The organism is Pseudomonas sp. T8 (genome assembly GCF_024610635.1).
Taxonomy (GTDB): domain Bacteria; phylum Pseudomonadota; class Gammaproteobacteria; order Pseudomonadales; family Pseudomonadaceae; genus Aquipseudomonas; species Aquipseudomonas chlororaphis_I.
Genome location: NZ_CP102374.1, coordinates 641,886 through 660,027, shown reverse-complemented (window position 1 = coordinate 660,027; position 18,142 = coordinate 641,886). Strand labels below are relative to the sequence as shown.

The 18,142-nt window shown below is 52.7% G+C and carries 20 protein-coding genes; 5 read left to right on the top strand and 15 right to left on the bottom strand.

Translation table 11 applies throughout. From position 1 onward, the window contains the following. Window positions 1-3: 3 nt before the first annotated feature. From NRG23_RS02865 to NRG23_RS02850, 4 genes are all read right to left on the bottom strand, one after another. Window positions 4-621, bottom strand: coding sequence for an isochorismatase family cysteine hydrolase (locus tag NRG23_RS02865; protein WP_257373693.1), 618 nt, complete (start codon window positions 619-621; stop codon window positions 4-6). Window positions 622-662: 41 nt separating this feature from the next. Next, the gene (locus NRG23_RS02860; protein WP_257373692.1) at window positions 663-1,403 is read right to left on the bottom strand and encodes a hypothetical protein; all 741 of its coding nucleotides are present in this window, start codon (window positions 1,401-1,403) and stop codon (window positions 663-665) included. A 270-nt stretch (window positions 1,404-1,673) separates the two neighbouring features. After that, complete coding sequence (locus NRG23_RS02855; RefSeq protein ID WP_257373691.1) at window positions 1,674-2,363, bottom strand: MOSC domain-containing protein; 690 nt, start codon at window positions 2,361-2,363, stop codon at window positions 1,674-1,676. A gap of 117 nt (window positions 2,364-2,480) precedes the next feature. Next, complete coding sequence (locus NRG23_RS02850) at window positions 2,481-3,047, bottom strand: MarR family winged helix-turn-helix transcriptional regulator (RefSeq protein ID WP_257373690.1); 567 nt, start codon at window positions 3,045-3,047, stop codon at window positions 2,481-2,483. Between the two features lie 104 nt (window positions 3,048-3,151). Here NRG23_RS02850 and NRG23_RS02845 point away from each other — a divergent pair, with 104 nt between their 5' ends. The 5 genes from NRG23_RS02845 to NRG23_RS02825 all read left to right on the top strand — a co-directional run bounded on the left by NRG23_RS02845 (window position 3,152) and on the right by NRG23_RS02825 (window position 5,025). Then, complete coding sequence (locus NRG23_RS02845) at window positions 3,152-3,382, top strand: thioredoxin family protein (RefSeq protein WP_257373689.1); 231 nt, start codon at window positions 3,152-3,154, stop codon at window positions 3,380-3,382. A 10-nt stretch (window positions 3,383-3,392) separates the two neighbouring features. Next, window positions 3,393-4,133 carry a hypothetical protein gene (locus tag NRG23_RS02840; protein WP_257373688.1) on the top strand — a complete coding sequence of 247 codons (741 nt, stop codon included), beginning with the start codon at window positions 3,393-3,395 and terminating at the stop codon, window positions 4,131-4,133. Beyond that, window positions 4,130-4,384 carry a DUF2024 family protein gene (locus tag NRG23_RS02835; RefSeq protein ID WP_257373687.1) on the top strand — a complete coding sequence of 85 codons (255 nt, stop codon included), beginning with the start codon at window positions 4,130-4,132 and terminating at the stop codon, window positions 4,382-4,384. The genes NRG23_RS02840 and NRG23_RS02835 overlap by 4 nt, the downstream gene beginning before the upstream one ends. 10 nt (window positions 4,385-4,394) lie before the next feature. Further along, a complete protein-coding gene (locus NRG23_RS02830) occupies window positions 4,395-4,679 on the top strand; it encodes a Rho-binding antiterminator (protein ID WP_257373686.1) in 285 nt (94 codons plus the stop codon). A 112-nt stretch (window positions 4,680-4,791) separates the two neighbouring features. Then, window positions 4,792-5,025: a cytoplasmic protein gene (locus tag NRG23_RS02825; RefSeq protein ID WP_257373685.1), complete on the top strand. Its 234-nt coding sequence runs from the start codon at window positions 4,792-4,794 to the stop codon at window positions 5,023-5,025. A 135-nt stretch (window positions 5,026-5,160) separates the two neighbouring features. Here the strand turns inward: NRG23_RS02825 and NRG23_RS02820 are convergent, their stop codons facing one another. From NRG23_RS02820 to NRG23_RS02770, 11 genes are all read right to left on the bottom strand, one after another. Beyond that, entirely contained in the window at window positions 5,161-6,000 is an 840-nt protein-coding gene (locus NRG23_RS02820) for an enoyl-CoA hydratase/isomerase family protein (RefSeq protein WP_257373684.1), read from the bottom strand. A gap of 854 nt (window positions 6,001-6,854) precedes the next feature. Continuing rightward, window positions 6,855-7,475, bottom strand: a complete 621-nt coding sequence (locus NRG23_RS02815) for a cytochrome c (protein ID WP_257373683.1) — start codon at window positions 7,473-7,475, stop codon at window positions 6,855-6,857. Beyond that, entirely contained in the window at window positions 7,459-7,926 is a 468-nt protein-coding gene (locus tag NRG23_RS02810) for a hypothetical protein (RefSeq protein WP_257373682.1), read from the bottom strand. Before NRG23_RS02810 ends, NRG23_RS02815 begins: the two co-directional genes overlap by 17 nt. Before the next feature lie 4 nt (window positions 7,927-7,930). Further along, the gene (locus NRG23_RS02805; protein ID WP_257373681.1) at window positions 7,931-8,449 is read right to left on the bottom strand and encodes a methylamine dehydrogenase light chain; all 519 of its coding nucleotides are present in this window, start codon (window positions 8,447-8,449) and stop codon (window positions 7,931-7,933) included. Between the two features lie 2 nt (window positions 8,450-8,451). Further along, on the bottom strand, window positions 8,452-9,081 hold the full coding sequence (gene mauD, locus NRG23_RS02800) for a methylamine dehydrogenase accessory protein MauD (protein WP_257373680.1): 630 nt from the start codon (window positions 9,079-9,081) through the stop codon (window positions 8,452-8,454). Between the two features lie 10 nt (window positions 9,082-9,091). Next, window positions 9,092-9,655: a MauE/DoxX family redox-associated membrane protein gene (locus tag NRG23_RS02795; protein WP_257373679.1), complete on the bottom strand. Its 564-nt coding sequence runs from the start codon at window positions 9,653-9,655 to the stop codon at window positions 9,092-9,094. Continuing rightward, window positions 9,649-10,872, bottom strand: coding sequence for an amine dehydrogenase large subunit (locus NRG23_RS02790; RefSeq protein ID WP_257373678.1), 1,224 nt, complete (start codon window positions 10,870-10,872; stop codon window positions 9,649-9,651). The genes NRG23_RS02795 and NRG23_RS02790 overlap by 7 nt, the downstream gene beginning before the upstream one ends. A gap of 288 nt (window positions 10,873-11,160) precedes the next feature. Continuing rightward, window positions 11,161-12,135 (bottom strand): YCF48-related protein, encoded by a 975-nt coding sequence (locus tag NRG23_RS02785; RefSeq protein WP_257373677.1) that lies wholly within the window; start codon window positions 12,133-12,135, stop codon window positions 11,161-11,163. A gap of 15 nt (window positions 12,136-12,150) precedes the next feature. Beyond that, window positions 12,151-14,511 (bottom strand): RND family transporter, encoded by a 2,361-nt coding sequence (locus tag NRG23_RS02780; protein WP_257373676.1) that lies wholly within the window; start codon window positions 14,509-14,511, stop codon window positions 12,151-12,153. 67 nt (window positions 14,512-14,578) lie between these two features. Next, on the bottom strand, window positions 14,579-16,432 hold the full coding sequence (locus NRG23_RS02775) for a DUF1302 domain-containing protein (protein ID WP_257373675.1): 1,854 nt from the start codon (window positions 16,430-16,432) through the stop codon (window positions 14,579-14,581). A gap of 21 nt (window positions 16,433-16,453) precedes the next feature. Then, entirely contained in the window at window positions 16,454-17,818 is a 1,365-nt protein-coding gene (locus NRG23_RS02770; RefSeq protein WP_257373674.1) for a DUF1329 domain-containing protein, read from the bottom strand. Window positions 17,819-18,142 lie beyond the last annotated feature (324 nt).

Here is an 18,142-nt window from a genome sequence, read left to right as displayed (position 1 = left end):
GCATTAAAGCAACTCAGCCAGATCGCGAGTGGTAACGATGGCATGCGCGTAGGTTGGTCCATTGATCACATGGGCAGCGGTCATGGCTTCCCTGGAAAACGCTGCGGTCGCATCCTTCACCAGCGTGACGTGATAACCCAACTCCGCCGCAAATTTGGCGGTCGTCTCGATACAGGTATTAGCCAGCATCCCTACGATGATGACCGTATCGATGCCATGCTGTTTGAGCTGAAAATCTAGATCCGTATTTGCAAAGCCGCTGCCGCCCCAATGTTCCTTTACGACGACGTCGTTAGGTTGCGGCACGAAATCCGGGTGCCATTCGCCTCCCCAACTACCCGCTGCAAATACCTGCGCTTTACCCGCTCCTAACTGATAAGGGCTGGGATGCTTCCACCCCTGAAAATCCTCCGGAGTCGAACGATGATGCGGTACGTAAAAAACTTTCAATCCTGCTGTACGAGCTGCGGTGACTACCCGGCGCAAATTGTTCAGCGTGTCGACCTCGTCAGCCACCACCTTGGCCAGACCGGCGAGCTTGCCACCTTCGCTAAGGAAGTCGTTGTAAGGATCCACCAGTAGTAAACCGGTGCTTTCGCTAGAATAAATGACATCACTCATCAGAACCTCCCAGCAACTGTTAAGAACAAGTGTGTTGCGACTCAAGGTTTATCCTTGGTGCTCCACGTGGCCGGCAATGAAAGATCACCCGAGGCGACATCCCATACCGAACTGACACACAGCAGCGGATCGTGCAGGTCAGCGTTGACCTTCAACCCCGCCGTGACACCGTCGTACTTGAAGGTTTCAGGAAAGCCGACGGCCGCCAACGGGACTTGGATCGTGACCGTGTCTTTGGACACCTTGAGCCCATAGCCGGGAGAATCGATATACAGCGGTACGCCAGGCCATGTGGCTGGCATCTTTGGCTTCATATCTTTGGGGATGTCTCGAACCTTGAGGCCGCTAGGCCCGCAACTGGCCTCCTTCGTCAGAACGACCCAATGGGAATGCCATAACCCGCCATCGTTGTCTTTTTTACCGTCCTTGTTTTCATCCAGCTGTGGGGTGTCGTCGAAATCGGGGTGGGAGGTGAGCGCCAGCGCCAGGATGCCGGACTTGGGCTCGAACCCTACGGTGTCACTGTCCAAACTAGTTGGCCAGACATAGCTATATACGTCTGACCCGGCGAATTTACCGGTGGCTTTGGGCGTACTACTGCCTGCCGTGCCAGAGACGATTTGTTGAAAGACGAGATTGCTTCCATCGCGATAAATGTGTGTATGAACCAGATCAAACGCGGCATCTGTCTGACTTTTAGCGCTGTCGATACCTCCAGGCTCATGGGCTAACAAGTGAACGCTCACAGCTGAAGTCACGACCAAACACATTAAACGTCGCATGCCCTGCCCCTCGAACAAAATGGTCAGCTCAGTGCACGTGGGACTTTCGCGTCAATTTCGCCAGCATTGTGTAGTCCATTAACCACTGGCAGCGCTCAGCCGTTGGGCACCATCCAAATCTTCTGAAGGAACGCATGATCCAGAAATGCCAACAGGTGGGCTACGTAAAACCGGCAAATTGCGAACCGGGTTCGGTGACGTGACGGACGAGTAACTGGCGAGGATCCCGGTCCTATGATGGACGAGGCATTTACGCGAGGCAGAACTGCCCTAGACCCGAGGACCTTCCAGTCTCGGGCTCCAATCTTCGATCTGGCTTTTTTCCAACCGCTTTTCAAGGGTTCGTCGCCAAGAGGCAGTTAGCGGCAAACCGAGACATTCCTCAATCTGTTCGTTATTGAACTCGGAGCTAAAAAGCACTGAGGCGACACGTGTGACGCTCCAGGTTGGATAGCGCCGTTCTACCAGTTCGATCCGATCACCGGTGACCATAGTGCCCCCTTCCAGCACTCGGTAATACCAGCCCGTCCGGCCGGACTGCTGGACCCGCAAGGACATATCCTTCACAGCCAAATGGTCGTTGAGTTTCCAACAGGGCATTCGTCCCTGGGAAATTTGTAAAGTGACAGTACCCACCTTAAAGCAGTCTCCAAGACAAACCGTCTCTTCGGTCCATCCCAGCGTGCTGAGGTTCTCACCAAATGCTCCAGGGGCTTGCAATAGGGCAATCGGCCCAAGCTCTCGGACCCATGCGGAGTAATGGTCGAAGGGGTAATGATGAATCGCTTTCTCCGGCCCGCCATGAACGCGTTGATCACCCTGCTCGTCTCCGACCATACCCATATCGGTCACGGTGACCTGATGACGAGGCGACTTCGAAATCCCGCTCAACGATCCTCTTCGTGTATAGGGCACTGCCTTGCCTGTCAGGATCGTCTTAATAGTCGAGAAGTCAGACATTTCCACCTCGCCGCTTTGTAGATTCGCTCAACTGATTATTCGGATTGCTGTCGCCGACATCACGTACTGATCACGCACAACAGCTAAATTGCATGTCAAAAGATGACATTGGAAGGCTCACGTGGAGATCGCTAATTGATGTTCGCGACATATCAATTCTGCATCGATAGGAGCTAATTGTTGCTGAGTCAGGCCGCAGAATGGCAGCCCATTGACCTCTTCGTGGAAACGACAGGTCGCGCAAAGCCCGAAGCTCGGAATGTCAGTATTGCGCTGAACTTCACTGAGCAACTCGCTCAAAAGCGTCGCCAACTGGACTCCACGCGCGCCCATGCGCGCTTCACCCATGGCGAGAAAGGCGGGCGGCAATGACGCATCCAGCACGCCTCGCGCGGCATCGGTCAAATGCATATGCACGCTGCGTTTGTCTCGCGCATCCTGGCTTTTAACAATCAACCCCTTGCCTTCCAATGCCTTAAGCGACTGCGACACTGTGCCCTTGGTCAAGCCTAAGTATTCGGTCACACCGAGCGGGGTATTGGAGTAGTTGTTGCAGCGCGCCAAGTACATAAGCGCGCTCAACTGAATGGGTTGCAGTTCTGCCAGCGACGGATGCTGACGAAACCAGATGCGGGTCAGGCTGGAAAATCTTTCGAGCAGATCGAACAAGTTTGAATCAGTCATGGGTCACTCCTATCAACATAGTATCGACTAAAAACTATCTTGACAAATGGAATTCTGGGCGTAATCTAATTAGGTATCGACTCGATACCAATTGGAGAACACCTATGGCCAATCCTCGCTTCTACCATGCCGGCTGTCCCGTATGCATTTCGGCCGAACAGACGCTGCTCAACCTGCTGGACCCGTCGCTTAAAATTGAGGTTGTACATCTCGGCGAACAACCACACCGGGTGACCGAAGCCGAATTGGCAGGGGTCGAGTCAGTACCAGCGCTTGTGTATCAAGGTCAGGTATTGCACCTGAACTTTGGCGCGGCTATCGCCGATCTGAAATAAGGAGCTGAGCATGAAGACGCCTATCGCATTTGCGCTTTCAACACTGCTTGCTGGTACTGCTTGGGCCCATGGCCCAGAGGGCATCCACAGCGAAAAAACCGCAAAGGTCGAAGCAGCTTTCGACTTAGTTAACACCCGCGTTTTCAAAGACGGTCAGGACCTGGTTTTTGAACAACTGGTCGATGGCAAGGCTGGAAGCCGCAAGCCTGCGGCCAAAGGAAGTTTCGCGGGCGCCCAGGTTTACAGCTACGTCTGGCCTACCAGTCTGGATAGCGGATCAGTGGGTTTTGAGAAAGGCTCGGGCATCCTTGCCTTGGCGTTGACCTCGCACCCTGACTTCGACGACACCCCTCAACTGGACGAAAATGCCGACGGCGACAAAGGCAACGATGGTGGTCTGTGGCACTCACATTGGGTGGTATTGACCAAGGACGCCAGTTGCGGCGCCAGCGGCCTCAAAGTCCGCGATATACCTGAGGGGGCCAAGCCCAAGCTGCCATCTACTTGGCCTGGAGCACCAATTTTCATCGACTCGCCCGGCTATGCGCTCAACGTCAAGAAAAACGCCGCACAGATACGGGTGCCGTTAGCCGCCGTTGGCTTCCCGGAAAGTTTCAACTACGACGGTGTTACTGCCGCACTGCAAGTTAATGCCGACCTCCACAATCCGCTGCTGTGCGTATCTAGCGTCTGGGATGTCGCATCCGGTGATCTGTCGTTGCCCGCCACTTGGAAGGACAACAAAAAATGAAAGTGAATGTCTTTGATACCCATGTGCGCACGCGCGATGGACGATACCTGCACTTCGACGTCTTGATCGAGGGCAACGATGAGACTCGCGCCAAGCAGTACGCAAGCGAATGGATGATACATCGAGGAATTCAGGATGCTGACATCGAACTGAGCCGTTGCCAGTTCTGTCACAGCGAACCCGCCAATCCAGAAGTTGCTGCCGCAATAGTCAGCCAAGGCTACTTCATCATTAAGCTACAAGGCTGCTAGGAGAAATTAGATGAAAGCGTATCAGCCCCTGAACTGCGACCTGCATGACTACCTGGAGATAGCCTGTATGCACCAATACGACCTGCATATCGAACTGCTCCAAGGGCCAGGTTTCGTGGCCAGGGCGCTGACCACACGCACCGCTCCGAGCAAGGAAGAATTTCTCGTTTTGGAGAATGAAGAGGGCCAGGGCGTGGCCGAGGTACGACTCGATCAATTGCTGGCGATAACACCACTCGACTCTAATGCCAGTTTCGGTCGAATAGCGCTCGCAGGAGCCTACTGCGCATTTTGATACTTCGCTGCGGCGGCGCAAGAAACACTGCAATTTCTTACCCATAACGCGTACGACATTCACTACGTGCTTTTCCACCAAGCAGAAGCGCTGAACAGCTGAGAAAACCAAGATGAATAAATTTCGACTCATCGTTCGCAAAAGCGACAAGCTGTTGGGGCATTTTGAATCAGATACGCCTTGGGCAGCAGATGCGGTGCAGGACATCTCGCGTTGCCTGAGCGAAGCTGGATACACTCTTGAACTCCTGATCGCAGATGGTGAACGGCGACTGCTGGAAAGCGGGCCAAAGGGAATTCAAGTTTTGTACAGCGAAACAATTTTCAAGAGTACAGCTTTGCGCTAACAGCACGACCAAGACTCAGCAACATAGGCTACTGAACAGGCGTGTAACTCTTCATCGGCAATGGAGTTTTTGTTCTGCTAGTGGAACTAGATTGCTTAACATCCCTTTCGTCGACATGCTTAAGCGCAGGGCCGTTTACTTGGTTTGCTCGTGCAAATCCGCAAGGTGTGTTCCAAGATTGAGTTCGTAGTCGCCCGGTTGCTGCAACCCCAATTGTAGCGCGCGAGCCACCCTAGGCTGGACCTCACTCCATTGAGTTGACTGAATAAACGCAAGGTTTGAATCGCGCAGATCGGACTCTGATACAACGTTGGATCGCGCGTTGATCAAGCGCTTGGCCAGTTGAATAGCTTGCTTGTCGAAGCCCGCAACCCGTTTCGCCAAGTTGTCGACAAAACCGTCTAGCTCATCGTCAGGCAGTGCTCTGTTGATCCAGCCATAACGTTCCGCATTCAGTGCACTGAAATCATCGGCGCCCAAGACGATCTCAAGGGTGCGTGAGCGGCCAGCGAGTCGTGACAACCAATCTATCGCCCCACCTCCTGGCACTACGCCAAGCCCCAGCTCTATTTGACCGAAAGTCGCCTTCTCCAGACTCGCAAATCGCATGTCGCAGGCTAAGGCAAACTCACTTCCATGCCCCCTCGTACGTCCACGAATCAAAGCAACGCTGACGACCTGCGACTGTGATAATCGCGCCACAAAATCCGGCCATTCGGTAAACGGTGCCGCCCCAGGACTGTTAGGCATTTCCTGCCCCCGTACGACATCGTAATGAGCGATGAAAAAGTCGGGGTCCGCGCTTTCGAACACGACGATTTTTACCAACGGGTCTTGCTCGACGGCATCCATGAAAATGCGTAAGTCGGCAAACATTCGGGGGTCGTACAGGTTGATCGGTGGGTTGCTGATGATTACCCGCCAATAAGCATCTGTCACCTTTGTAATCGTTAGGCTAGAACCGGTATCAGTCATTGGGGAATGCTCCAAAAACGGTGGTGTGTAAATTTGATCCATCCCCAGCGCTTTGGCCACATGGTTTTCAGGATCGACCTTTGATCAATTGGCACGGTGCTAATATTTGATAAGCAAGCAAAGAACGTCACTTCATACACGGCATTGTCGAAAAGTAATGGTTGTGGAAGCAGAGGATCAACCGGGCTTAAATGACATAAAAAACATCAATACGAAAACCGCAGCACTACTCCACCCGGCAGGACGATGAAAAGCTCAGTTAACTTCAGCCATATGGGGCAAATTCTACGACACCGTTATGTAATTAAGTTACTTTGATGCACTAGATTTCTGATTTTCTGGCACCATCCGATATTCTGTGGAGCATCATGCGAAAATTCGCGCGCATGGGATACGTAAAAACGGCAAAAATGGCGGGCGATGACACATCAGTCTTGCAAGGCGTCCTCGTTTGAAAACTGCGCATAACCGACTGCACCCCCTAAGGCAACCGTGATACTGCCAACCGATCTAAAAATTTTGAGCCTGAAGGGGAATCTTCCCATTAATCCGCGCGTTACATGCTGGCTTAATCAACGGGTAAAAATACCGTGTAGAAAAAGTGAACCCTCCACACTATAGCTCCAACCCGTAATGGACGTTCGTTAACTCTCCAGCTTTGGTCTATACCTATGTAATTATAACTCCAACTCACCGACATAGATCACGCATCAAGCACTAAACTAGCCCATAAGACTGTATAGCAAGCGTTGTCAGCAATGCACTCTTTATAAACTTCAGCCCCAGGAAAACAACGAAACGTGAAAGTGAACCAGATATCTGATGAACTAGTTCCAATGCCCAGCACGGAGCAATTATGGTTTGGCAGATAGAGTGCCAATATAGCCAATGATCGACTGCCGCTCTTCAGCCTCATTGACTTGCAGCGAAATACCGCGCATCCAGACGCCTAGCTGGTCCGCATGTTGGTCGCTGCCGCGCACACCACGCACATAGTTCGAGAGCTGCTTGTCGATGTACCAATCATCCAAGATGCGCAGATTCGGCGTTTTTAAGAATGCGAACCCCTCGGCAACGGGGCCGTGGCAACCGGCACAGGTATGTTGATAAAGCGCCGCGCCCTTCTGGTACCCATCCAATGGCCCGCTGGAAACTGGCGGAGATGGTAAAGCTGCAAAGCGGGCACTCAGGTCATCAATTTGCGTATTGCTCAAGGTCTGCGCAATTGCCCGCATCGTTGCTCCGGCGTTGTCTTGTGGGTCATAACCTCGTTTACCGGCCTTAAGGTTCTGCAACTGTTGTGACAGATAGCTGGCGTGTTGACCGGCAAGGCGAGGAGCACCAAGCGTTACGTTGCCCTCACCTTGTGCGCCATGACACGCGTTGCACGTGGCTAGCAGAGTAGACTCATCTGCTGCCTGACCAGTCAGTGCGTAACCAAGTAAAAGCAGGCACGCACTAGTTAAGTTCTTCATGAGTTAGTGCTCCAATCGGGTATTGTTTTTCTTTTTGAACAATGCGCTCCAATAACTCTTCACGTATTTTGCCAACGTCGATAGGTACTTGGTCCCGCCACGGGTGAATTTCCCCCCCCGTAAAGGGTTTGAAATCAGTTGGTAATGCCGTAGTGCTGAACTCTTCTAGCATCCAGTTTAAGACCCCGGCAAGGCGCTCGTCGCTCAGCCCAGAAAGGGCAGAACCTGGCACCTGCGCCAAATATTCACGACCACCTGAAACACTGAGAAACTTTTCTAATTGCCCAGGAAAGGAAGGAACTTGGCGGCTCGCATTACCGCTGCCATCGGCTAAGTGGCAACCTTGGCAATTGATCATGTAATCGAACTGGCGCTGCTCGGTGGCTGAAACCGGGCCGACCGTGAGTAGCGCAAACGTTGCCATCCCAAAAATGATAGGAAATGCCCACATGGCGCTATTCCTTTACACCGATCACTACCGACAACGAACAGTGATACGGCATGTCTGCTTGGCTGCCAGAGCACCAGTTGATGTCGTTTGAACTCTGCGGCCGGTAAACTGGTGCATCACCTTCATCTCGCTGGCAAACACAGCGACCGCAATTAGACTTACCACAGCAGTCGTTATAGGAGATGACATAGTCCTTGCCATCAGTAGGGTTGCGACAGGTGCCAATCCAGGTGATATCCGAGCGTACAGTGCCAGGTGGGCAGCTACTCGACGAACCTCCACAGCAACCACAGAGAAATCCATCGATCGCACAGTGGCGCCAGTACTCGCAAGCGTTCGGATCACCTTCCTCCGAAACAGTCGTTTGGGCAAACGCAGAATTTCGATAAACCGGGAGCAATGTGGCCGCGCCGGCCCCTACTAACAAAGTTCCCAATCCACCAAGAAAACTGCGGCGCGAGGTACTACGAGCGGTTTTTCGGGTAAGGAGTTCGGTTGCCTCGTCAAACCATCTGATAGCCATGCTTAAAGCACCTTCTTGTACATGGGGGTATCAACAACCGATTGGGCTAACTGGTAGGCCTGCATAGACGCATACCCCATGGCTTGAGCCTCGAATAAACTTTCCAGATGCTCACGTGTATTGATCAGGCCATGAGAAACCACGGTCCCCTTTGCATCAACCAACACGCCGTAGGGCAGTTTGCTAATTTGGTACGCCAAGCCGACATCCTTCGACAGCACATAAGGGAAGTCTTGAAGTCTGTGGGTATCGATAAACTCACGGTGTCTGTCCGTATCGCCATCGCTGGCTAATATGATCCGCAGACTCGCGCGCTCTTGAGATCGAATTGACTTGAGTATCGGTAGCAGTGTTTTACAAACGGGACAGGTTTCGGACAGGAAAAACAGCAAGGTATTCTGACCGCCAGCGCTCACACCTCCCAGGCTAATCGAACCGCCAGTGAGACTAGGCAGACTGAAGCCAGGCGCGACTTCTCCTGCCTTAATCGACTTGCCCAACGACAGAGCGCCAACTGGCTTAATGCGCTCATGCAGCAGACCAATCTGGCGAGCCAGTGCATACACAGCCAAAGCCAGTCCTAGCGTCGCGACCCAATTTAGTAGGCTAGAAATAATAAGGGCGTGATTCATAAGGATTCACTCATCGCAATAGATCTCGTTGGGAAGTACGCGTGGCGACCAGCAAGTTCGCCAGCAGGTAGAAAATCGCGCCGGTTAGCAACGCAAAAAATGTGATAGCAAGATCAAACCAACCTAGCGTGCGCTCGATCATCGGGTAGAGCAGGTTGGCCGCCAGCAGGGCTAAAAGTAGATTGCGCCACACCAGCTCAACGCTAAGCGCTTGCCGCTGATTACCAAAGTGGCAACCGCAATCCTCCATTGCTGTGCCGCGACGTACGCTCACCGCCAACACACCGGCATACAACATCAACAGACCCGTAGCCAACGACGCCCATAAGGGAATCCAGAGACTCATCAATGCGCCAAGAGCCGCGATCAACTCAATAAGTGGCAGTACGCTCGCTACGAAACGCAGCAACTTGCTGGGCACCAAGCGATAGCTACTCAGCACCACTTGAAAGCGCGTGGAGTCGCGCAGTTTATGCAAGGCCGAACCACCTAAAAGCAAAGTGAGGCCCAGGCTCACAGCCACGTGCAAAACCGGATCGTGGAGGCAGCTCACCACAGCTGAGGGCGTCACCATGGCTGCACCATGTTCAGAAAGCCCACTGGCAAATCACCGATGCTGCGCAGGTGCTTGCCATTATCGGCGTCATACAAATTGACACCTTGGCGCAACAGAGGCACCAGGCCTTCCTCACCCTCAGTGAGGTAGATCCAGGTAGTGAATAGGAAGGGCATTGGTACTATCCAGTCGACGCTATAGAGCAATGGCTGCGGACCTTGGCTGACGCCGATGGCGGTGCTTTGTTCCTTGAGTTCAATCCGCGTGATTCTCTGCTTGGTCTTCACGTTGTAAACCCAAACCTCAGTGCCAGGTTTTTGGTAATTCTCCAGCTTATCTTTGTGCATCAGCACGAATAGCCTTCCACTTTCCTGATGCAGAGCAGTGCCCTGATTCCCAGCGATACTCCAACCATCAGCCCTTTCTTCATCGCTAATTAGCGACCATCGTCGAGTTAACTGGATGCCGCTCGCGTTCATCTGAATTGCATAGGCCTGATTCTGCTGAGACACGAAATACCATGTATCACCCATGCGCGAAGCGGCGGTAAGCAGGAGATCTTTAAGCGGATCAAATAACGGCTCAGTACGCTCCATGACGTTGGGCTTGCCTTGCTCGTCCAGACGCAGATGCAGGAAACCGCCATTGCCGCAAATTGAGTAAAAATCACGTTCGCCAGCTGGATAAATTGAGGCACAACCCGACGTTGCTACCTCGGAAACGAAACGGTTGTTTTCCAGGTCAACAATTGAAATCGATTGCGCTGGAGTGAAGTTGAGTACCAAAAGGAAGCGCTCGTCATCAGAGAGAACACTTAGTCCGGTATTGGTCAAAGCATTGAGTCGTTTCGAGGGAATAGAAATTTCACGCTTGGGGCTGAGCGTCTTGGCGTCATAGACGGTGATCATGTCCGAGCGGATGCCTCGCGTGCCTCGGCTGAAATAAGTCTCTATGGCATATAGTTCGTCCCGTTTGTGTGAGGGAAGTAAGCTGTTGAACCACATACCCGTACTCAATTGCCCAAGATTCTTGCCATCGGCATCGAACAAATAAGCACGTCCATCGACCATGTTCGGAGCATTGTTACCCCACACCCAGAACCACCTCTGGTCCTTATGGGCGGTGAGAGTTGCAACGTAAGCCTGCTCCGGCTCTATTTGCGCCATCACAGGGGTCGCAAAAGGAAGTAACGATAGACCGCACCACAGCAGATATCGGACCGGAGACATAAGCATAAAAAGGATTCCATCAGCTTGGGATATAACAGGAACGTCATCAGTAAACTTCACCTGAACGCGAGTCTGACTGTAAAAAAATGACAGACTCTTGGCTTGCCACCAGACGACAGATTCGATGACATCTGGTGACGCGAGTAACGATGGGCGCTCCTAAAACTGTGGTTTAAAAAAACAGCCTGATTCTGCGGACGAAAAAAAACGCCTGGAGCGATCCATTGGTGTACGGAGTCGACAGACGTTTTTCAGCGGAAGGTGAAAACCTGGCCCTCGAAGATTTGGTTGGGCCTATTTTCGCGCGAGGGAAAGGTCCTGCGCTAACACCCCCTGCGGGCTAAGCAGAACAAGCTGGCCATCGTTCAGAGATGCGAAGGCAGAAAGATTTAGACGGTCTGCGCGAACATTGGCGCGAAAATATCGTAAGTCCAAATCGGAGACGCTCACTAAGCCGCCGTTGCCAACCGCAACCACCCGCCCATCGTTCAACTGAGCCACTGCGGTAATCGCCTCATGAGTTCCACTATCCAGTTCCTGCCAAGAGTCACCGTGATCTTTGCTAAGCAACAGTCGCCCGCTCATACCGGCCAACAAGATACGGCCGTCGCTCAAGGTGGTTCCGCTCCAGAGAGAGCCAGTGGCGCCAGTATCAAGTGCTTCCCACGTCGCACCGTTATCTGTTGATCGGTATGCGTTTCCGCCCTCTGCCGCAATAAACAAACTGCGATCTTGACCGGCGAAAATATGATTGAAATGCAGGTCGTCACCATCTGCACTAACACTCAAACGCTGCCAACTTTGTCCACCATCTTGAGTTTCGCTGGCATAACCGTAAGCACCTACTACGATGCCGTGGCGGGAGTTTTCAAACCACACAGAAAGCAGTACAGGCTCCCCTTCCATGCGCTGTTGCAACGTCCAGTTTTCGCCGCCATCTTGGGTTTTCAACAGCACACCGCCATGGCCGACGGCCCAGCCATTGCTAGCATTTACAAAGCTAAGTGCAGTCAGCAGCGTGTCGACGGGAACCACCTTCGCTTGTCGCCAGATATGGCCATCCGCCGTAAGCGCAACTACGCCATGATCACCCACTGCAACCAGCTCGCTGCCGGCGTGCCCTACTGCCACCAATGGCGCTTGTTGCGAGCGCGCCAACTGGATGGCGGGAGTAAACTCGGCTGCATGGCAGCTAAGTACCTGGCTTGCTGCCACTAGCAAGGCAACGACTACCAACAGGCGCAAAGGGGTGAAATCTTTCTTGGTCATTTTTCTGCTCCCTAATCAATGCGCCATCAGGGGAGCACGTACTGGCCCCCTGCGCGGAATCAGCACGTCTAGCATCACGGCAATTGCCGGCAGCAAGGTAATGGCCATTAACATGTTAACCATGAACATAAAGGTCAAAAGCAGCCCCATATCAGCCTGAAATTTCAATGCTGAAAACGACCAAGTAGCAACGCCGATTGAAAGGGTAATGGCAGTAAAGATCGTCGCCACTCCAACCTCACGCAGTGCCTGTTTGAAAGCGCTGACGATGTCCTGCCCTTCGGCCAAGTGCAGTTGCAGTCGGTTATAGATATAGAAGGCGTAATCCACGCCGATACCGACAGCGAGCACCATCACCGGCAAGGTGGCGACAGTCAGACCGATGTCCTGGACTTTCATGAACCAGTACCCAAGGAATGTCGCCAAGGTCAACGGCAGACAGCAAGCGACCATCGCCCGCCAATCGCGATAAACCAATAAGACCAGCAGCACAATTGTTAGGTAGACATAGAGCATCATTGGCAGCTCAGAGCTTTCTACTATTTCATTGGTGGCTGCTTGGACGCCGGCGCTCCCACTGGCCAGCCGCACCGTGACACCATCCATATGGTGCTCCGCTCGATATTGCTCCACCGCTCCCACGACCGCTTTCAAGGTAGTTGCCTTGTGGTCGACGAGATAAAGATTAATGGGCAGCAAGGTGCAATCGGCGTTATATAAACGCAATCCTTCCGGTACCTGACGCACAGCTTCACCAATGGACGACTCGTCCACCGGCAGCGCCGTCCACTTCGGATTTCCTTCATTCACCCCAGAGGCAGAAAGCTTGGTCAGTGCTGGCAGCGATTGCGCAGAAAGTACACCTGGTAAGTTGGCGAGGAACCAGGTCAAGCGGTCGGTATAAGCCATGACCTCTCGGTTGTAGCAGCCATTCACCGGAGTCTCTACAGCCACAGTGAACAAGTCCAAACCGAGACCGAAGTGCTTGACTACACTTGCCACATCTTTGTTGTAACGCGAGTCAACATGCAGTTCGGGGGCTCCGGGCAATACATGACCGATGTGTCTACCCTGACTCTGCCATACAGCAATAACCAGTAGTACCAGGCATAGCACTGAGCCCACCGCTGCATAGGGTATTTCGGCAACACACCCAAGTTTAAGCATGACCTTATCGCGCCCAAGACGTAGACGTTCGACACGCGTGACATAAGCTTTGTCATACCGTAAATAGCTTGCCAAAACGGGCAACATGACTAGGTTGGTAATGATTTTGTAAGCCACTCCGACCGATGCAGTAATCGCTAACTCTCGGATCATCGGAATCGGCACTAGTACTAATGTCGCGAAGCCTACGAAGGCTGTAATCAGGGCCAGAGTGCCGGGTATGAAGAGCCCTGCAAAACTTCGACGCGCGGCAGTCATGCCATCCGCCCCAGCACAAACCTCCTTGGAAATGAAGTTGACCTGCTGTACCCCATGGGACACCCCAATGGCAAACACCAGAAATGGCACAAGAATCGCCAACGGATCGAGGCCGAAGCCTAGCAACGTTATCGTGCCGAATTGCCAGACAACAGACACCAGTGAGCAACACAAGGGTAAAAACGTCAGTGCCCAAGAGCGGGTGTACCAAAAGACGGCTGTCATAGTCAGTAAAAATGCCAATGCGAAGAAGCCAATCACAGAAGTGGCGCCTGCACCGATATCCCCCATCTGCTTGGCAAAGCCGATGATCTGCACATCATATTTATCGTCCGCGTACTTGGCCCTTACCTCACTTTCAAGACGTTGACTGAAGTCCAAATAGTTCAGATGCTGTCCCGTCTGCGGGTCGGGGTCAGCCAACTCCGCCACCACCATAGCGCCGGAATAGTCGTTAGCTACCAAGCTACCAACAAAGCCGCCGATGATGGTGCGTTCGCGGATGCCAGCGATGGCGAGATCATCGAGAGTACCGACGGTAACGTCACCGCCAACCACGTCCTCTGCTTTCATCCCCTCTTCGGTGATCTGCACTGCTCGGGTATTTGGCGTCCACAACGAAGTCACAGTACGTCGGTCGACACCAGGCATGAAAAACAGCGTCTGAGTCAAGTCGTAAAGCCTGGTCATAGCCTCCTTATTCCATATATCACCGCCCTTGGTATGCAACACCACGATGACTCGGTTGGCACCGAAAAGCACATCGCGGTACTTGTTGAAGGTCTTGATAAATTCGTGCTGCTGAGGCAACTGCTTATCGAAGCCGGCAGACATACGTAGCTGCGACGCGTAGCCGCCCATCACCAAAGTTACCAAGGCCAACACGATAAGCGTGGACAAACGAAAACGAAAAAAGAAGCGCTCTAGCCAGAGCACTAGGGAAGCCAGCATGGGTTTGTCTTCCTGAATTGGCTCGATAAACGACATTGGGCGGGACTACCCCGCCCTCGGCCTTCAATCAAAATGAGTAAGAAATATTGCCGCTCAAAAAGTCACGATCAGCCATTAAATTGTTGTCACCGCCACCCCAGTATTGAACCCATTGCAAACCACCTTTCCAGCGGTCTCGGTAGTTGAATAGCAATGCACTGGTGAGGGATTTACGCCCCTCAACGAACGGTAAGGCGTTCGGTGAAGTTCCGTTGACATCATGAGTGAAGTCCAACTGCGGCGTGACGGTGATGCCAGTACCGAACACATTCGGGTAGTTAATACCCAGTTCGGTTACATACCCCCACGAGGTCCTGTCCGGTAGCGAATAGTCCGGAAGGAAGTACGGCGTTTTGCCCGATGTATCTAGATCCGGATAACGGGTGACCACCGCTTCAGCTAGCACAAAGCCGTCTGAGGCCCCCACGCTCAAGGGAATAAATCCCAGCGAATCGCTAGCCGAGAAGGTGTAGATGGCATTCACATGAGCCTGCCATTTTTTTTCCTCGACGAAGCCATTTTGCCTACCTGTATCGAACACGCTGTATTGGTTGAACTGACCGGTGAACGCCGAACCGAAGGGTACCGTTGGATCTATCCCGACGCTGTCGTTTGGACGGAACGACAATTCCGCACCCACTGCCACAGGGCCGACCATGGTATTGAGTGACAGACCGTAAAGGTCCTTGTCCTCTCCGTAGTTCCAGTAATAATTGTCGACTACTAAGGCGTCCGGATTGGATATGGCGGTGTAGCCTACGAAGGGCAGCTTGTCGTGATAGCGCTCGTAGAAAAAGCCGAACTCGGTCGCGATGTCCTCTACCGTCCAACGCAGGGCAACACCGTACTGATCACTGTTTTTTGCCTTACGCTCACCGGCATACGGTATTGCCAGTCCATTCGCGACTAGGGTCGCGTCGTCGAGACCGCTAATTAGCGGCTCGCCGCAATGGCCGGTTGGCGTCAGCGCCTGGCAGGTGCCAGCGCCAAGAAGGCCATCAACATAGCTGGTTGAGTAGTAGATAGGCCGGTTGCCCTCACCCACCACATCAGTTCCGGAATAGTAGGTACCAACCGGGTCCAGACCATAGGCATTCCACTTGAATTGGTAGTAGGTCTCAAGACTCAGGTTCTCAGTCAACCCTAGATTGAACGAGGCCATCGGTGCCGGGACAAAGACCTCCTTAAGCTGAGTGCCAGGCGTATGGTATTTTGGTAAGTTGATAGCGTTAATTTGATTAATCCCGCCAGTGACGAAAATTTCCTCGCCCCAGCTGATTACCTGATTGCCCACCTTGGCCTTGGCGGGCATCTCCGCCAGATCGAAACTCTTGGCCACCCACAAGTCCAGCAGATCAATGCGCTCGGTAGCTTCACGATTGGCATTATCATCAAGCTCAGTACGCCGAGTATCATCCATCTTGAAATCTTTCGCCCAACTCACCCGTCCAAGGGCACTCCAACCATCTCCGAAATTCAGACTCAGCTCATGAGTTCCCTTGAGCACGCTGGAGAACACATCGTGTTTGTTGTAGTTAAGGTCACCGTCGTCCGCATTGGTGTAGCTGATATCAGCATTTGCGTAACCGTTACCTTTTTCGAGATTGTAGAACCGTCCCGTACCGGTATTAGTGCCATCATTGCAACCACCGCTGTCGCCGCCTAGCAAATGGCAATCGCGTGATTGCATGCGTGTGGCCATGCCATACGACAACGTAGAATCAAAGCTCCCGGATATATTATCCTCAGAACCGAATCGCATCGCGTGACTGGGAGTTATCCAAACTAGACTTGAAGTGGTCACTATCGCGATAGCAAGGGTGTTTTTCGAGCGCAGGAACCCCGGCACGGCTGACGCCGTGTCTTCTTTGTTGTTGCTCATGAGTTCTTCCCCTAACTAGACTTAGCGTTCGCCGCGACGGCGCAACTCGCTGGCGTTGAAAAGTTTGTCGCTGACGCGTCCTTCAACGCCGGCTGTCAAGTCAAGCACCTCACCCTCTTGAGTAAAGCCATCGGCGATATACCGTCTAGCGATCAAGTCGTAACTGGTGTACTCGTAGCTGGTACAGGACTGGATCTGCGGATCGGCCCAAAGGCTTCCTTCCTGTACACGCCAGAGATTGCCTTTGGCGTCGTACATGTCCACGTGCAATAGCGCCCAACTGTCCTCGTCGATGAAGAACACGCGCTTGGCAAATGTGTGCCGCTTGTCAGCCTTGACCGTAGCCTCCACCACCCAAACGCGATGCTTCTCGTAACGTTGCACGTCACGATTGAGGTAGTCCTGGCCGATGAGATCGACATACTTATTGGCCTTGTCGATCAACTTGTATGAGTTGTATGGCACTACCATTTCTTTCTTACCAACCAGCTTGAAATCGTAGCGATCCAGGGCTCCACTGAACATGTTAATTTGATCGACGAAGTAAAGGCTGTCGGTACCAGTAATTGGATTGTCGTAGGCGAATGAAGGAGCACGGCGTACTCTGCGTTGGCCCGGAAAGTAGATCCATGAGTCCTGTGGTTTATCCAGATAGTCGTGCACCAGATACATCTCTCCGGCACGGGCGGATGGCGACAACACATCGTAGAGTTGTTTGCTACCAATGTTTTCGAGGTCGGCCGGGCTTTTTACTGCTGTGTCGTTATAAGGGTAGTACTCGTTGGACCACTGTTTGAACTCTGCGAGCGCTCCACCACTCTCTCTTAATAACAGCGAGTACTGCGCACGCCGCCCCATAGCCATATAGCGCAGCTTATAGTTCCACATGACTTCGATGCCGTTTTGCGGTATCGGAAAGGGGATCGATGCACCGGCGGCTTGCTCTAGATGCCATCCATCGCTACCAATCTTACTTTGAGCAGCGAATTCTTTGGTGCGCTTGCCGATCTCATCTGGGAAGGTACAACTGCGATGTGTCGGATAGACATCCATTCGGTAACCTGGGTAGGCTTTCATCAAAGCTATCTGACCCGCTGGCAGTTGTGCCTGATATTCGGCAATGTTCTTGCCATCAATTGAATAGAGCGGTTTGTCAGAACCATAAGGATCACCATGACCGGGTTGCCATCCGGCTGGAGCCTTAGTTAAACCGCCGCTCCAAGCGGGAATAGTACCGCTGGCATTCCCGGCTTTTTCTGCGCCGAATGGCGTCAAGTCATTACCTAGCCTGGCGAAGTCAACTAAGTTAGCTGCCTGAAGATCGGTAATGCCAATCAGCGCCCATAAACTACCACTCACCAAAGATCGTCTGATTTGGCTTTTCATGTGCTTTCTCCTATTAGAATTATTTTGGCAGGAGCGCCCCATCTCTATGAGGTAGGGCAAAATTTCGTAAGTCACAGGCCGGCTTTATTAACAATGGTCGGCTCATCAGGGTGGGGGCCCGGCAGAAAAAATGCCTGGTCGCAGAAAGCGAGAGTCATACCCACCTTTGGTGAGAAAGCTACAGGGGGGGATGATTGACGGCTTGCCAACGCACGTCAGAGTTCATGACAGCAGGCGCCAACAATCGATATGAGGCTCCGGAATGCGCAAACCATTGCATCCACAACTGAACGACGAAGCGTCAAAGCGATCCGAAAATCAGAT

Bases quoted from the DNA above. Each gene is read 5' to 3' on its own strand.
- NRG23_RS02845 (WP_257373689.1), top strand. From the start codon at position 3,152: ATGGCCAATCCTCGCTTCTACCATGCCGGCTGTCCCGTATGCATTTCG.
- NRG23_RS02775 (WP_257373675.1), bottom strand. From the start codon at position 16,432: ATGAGCAACAACAAAGAAGACACGGCGTCAGCCGTGCCGGGGTTCCTG.
- NRG23_RS02840 (WP_257373688.1), top strand. From the start codon at position 3,393: ATGAAGACGCCTATCGCATTTGCGCTTTCAACACTGCTTGCTGGTACT.
- NRG23_RS02780 (WP_257373676.1), bottom strand. From the start codon at position 14,511: ATGCTGGCTTCCCTAGTGCTCTGGCTAGAGCGCTTCTTTTTTCGTTTT.
- NRG23_RS02815 (WP_257373683.1), bottom strand. From the start codon at position 7,475: ATGAAGAACTTAACTAGTGCGTGCCTGCTTTTACTTGGTTACGCACTG.
- NRG23_RS02830 (WP_257373686.1), top strand. From the start codon at position 4,395: ATGAAAGCGTATCAGCCCCTGAACTGCGACCTGCATGACTACCTGGAG.
- NRG23_RS02855 (WP_257373691.1), bottom strand. From the start codon at position 2,363: ATGTCTGACTTCTCGACTATTAAGACGATCCTGACAGGCAAGGCAGTG.
- NRG23_RS02820 (WP_257373684.1), bottom strand. From the start codon at position 6,000: ATGACTGATACCGGTTCTAGCCTAACGATTACAAAGGTGACAGATGCT.
- NRG23_RS02770 (WP_257373674.1), bottom strand. From the start codon at position 17,818: ATGAAAAGCCAAATCAGACGATCTTTGGTGAGTGGTAGTTTATGGGCG.
- mauD (WP_257373680.1), bottom strand. From the start codon at position 9,081: ATGAATCACGCCCTTATTATTTCTAGCCTACTAAATTGGGTCGCGACG.
- NRG23_RS02835 (WP_257373687.1), top strand. From the start codon at position 4,130: ATGAAAGTGAATGTCTTTGATACCCATGTGCGCACGCGCGATGGACGA.
- NRG23_RS02860 (WP_257373692.1), bottom strand. From the start codon at position 1,403: ATGCGACGTTTAATGTGTTTGGTCGTGACTTCAGCTGTGAGCGTTCAC.
- NRG23_RS02805 (WP_257373681.1), bottom strand. From the start codon at position 8,449: ATGGCTATCAGATGGTTTGACGAGGCAACCGAACTCCTTACCCGAAAA.
- NRG23_RS02790 (WP_257373678.1), bottom strand. From the start codon at position 10,872: ATGCTTATGTCTCCGGTCCGATATCTGCTGTGGTGCGGTCTATCGTTA.
- NRG23_RS02810 (WP_257373682.1), bottom strand. From the start codon at position 7,926: ATGTGGGCATTTCCTATCATTTTTGGGATGGCAACGTTTGCGCTACTC.
- NRG23_RS02795 (WP_257373679.1), bottom strand. From the start codon at position 9,655: ATGGTGACGCCCTCAGCTGTGGTGAGCTGCCTCCACGATCCGGTTTTG.
- NRG23_RS02825 (WP_257373685.1), top strand. From the start codon at position 4,792: ATGAATAAATTTCGACTCATCGTTCGCAAAAGCGACAAGCTGTTGGGG.
- NRG23_RS02850 (WP_257373690.1), bottom strand. From the start codon at position 3,047: ATGACTGATTCAAACTTGTTCGATCTGCTCGAAAGATTTTCCAGCCTG.
- NRG23_RS02865 (WP_257373693.1), bottom strand. From the start codon at position 621: ATGAGTGATGTCATTTATTCTAGCGAAAGCACCGGTTTACTACTGGTG.
- NRG23_RS02785 (WP_257373677.1), bottom strand. From the start codon at position 12,135: ATGACCAAGAAAGATTTCACCCCTTTGCGCCTGTTGGTAGTCGTTGCC.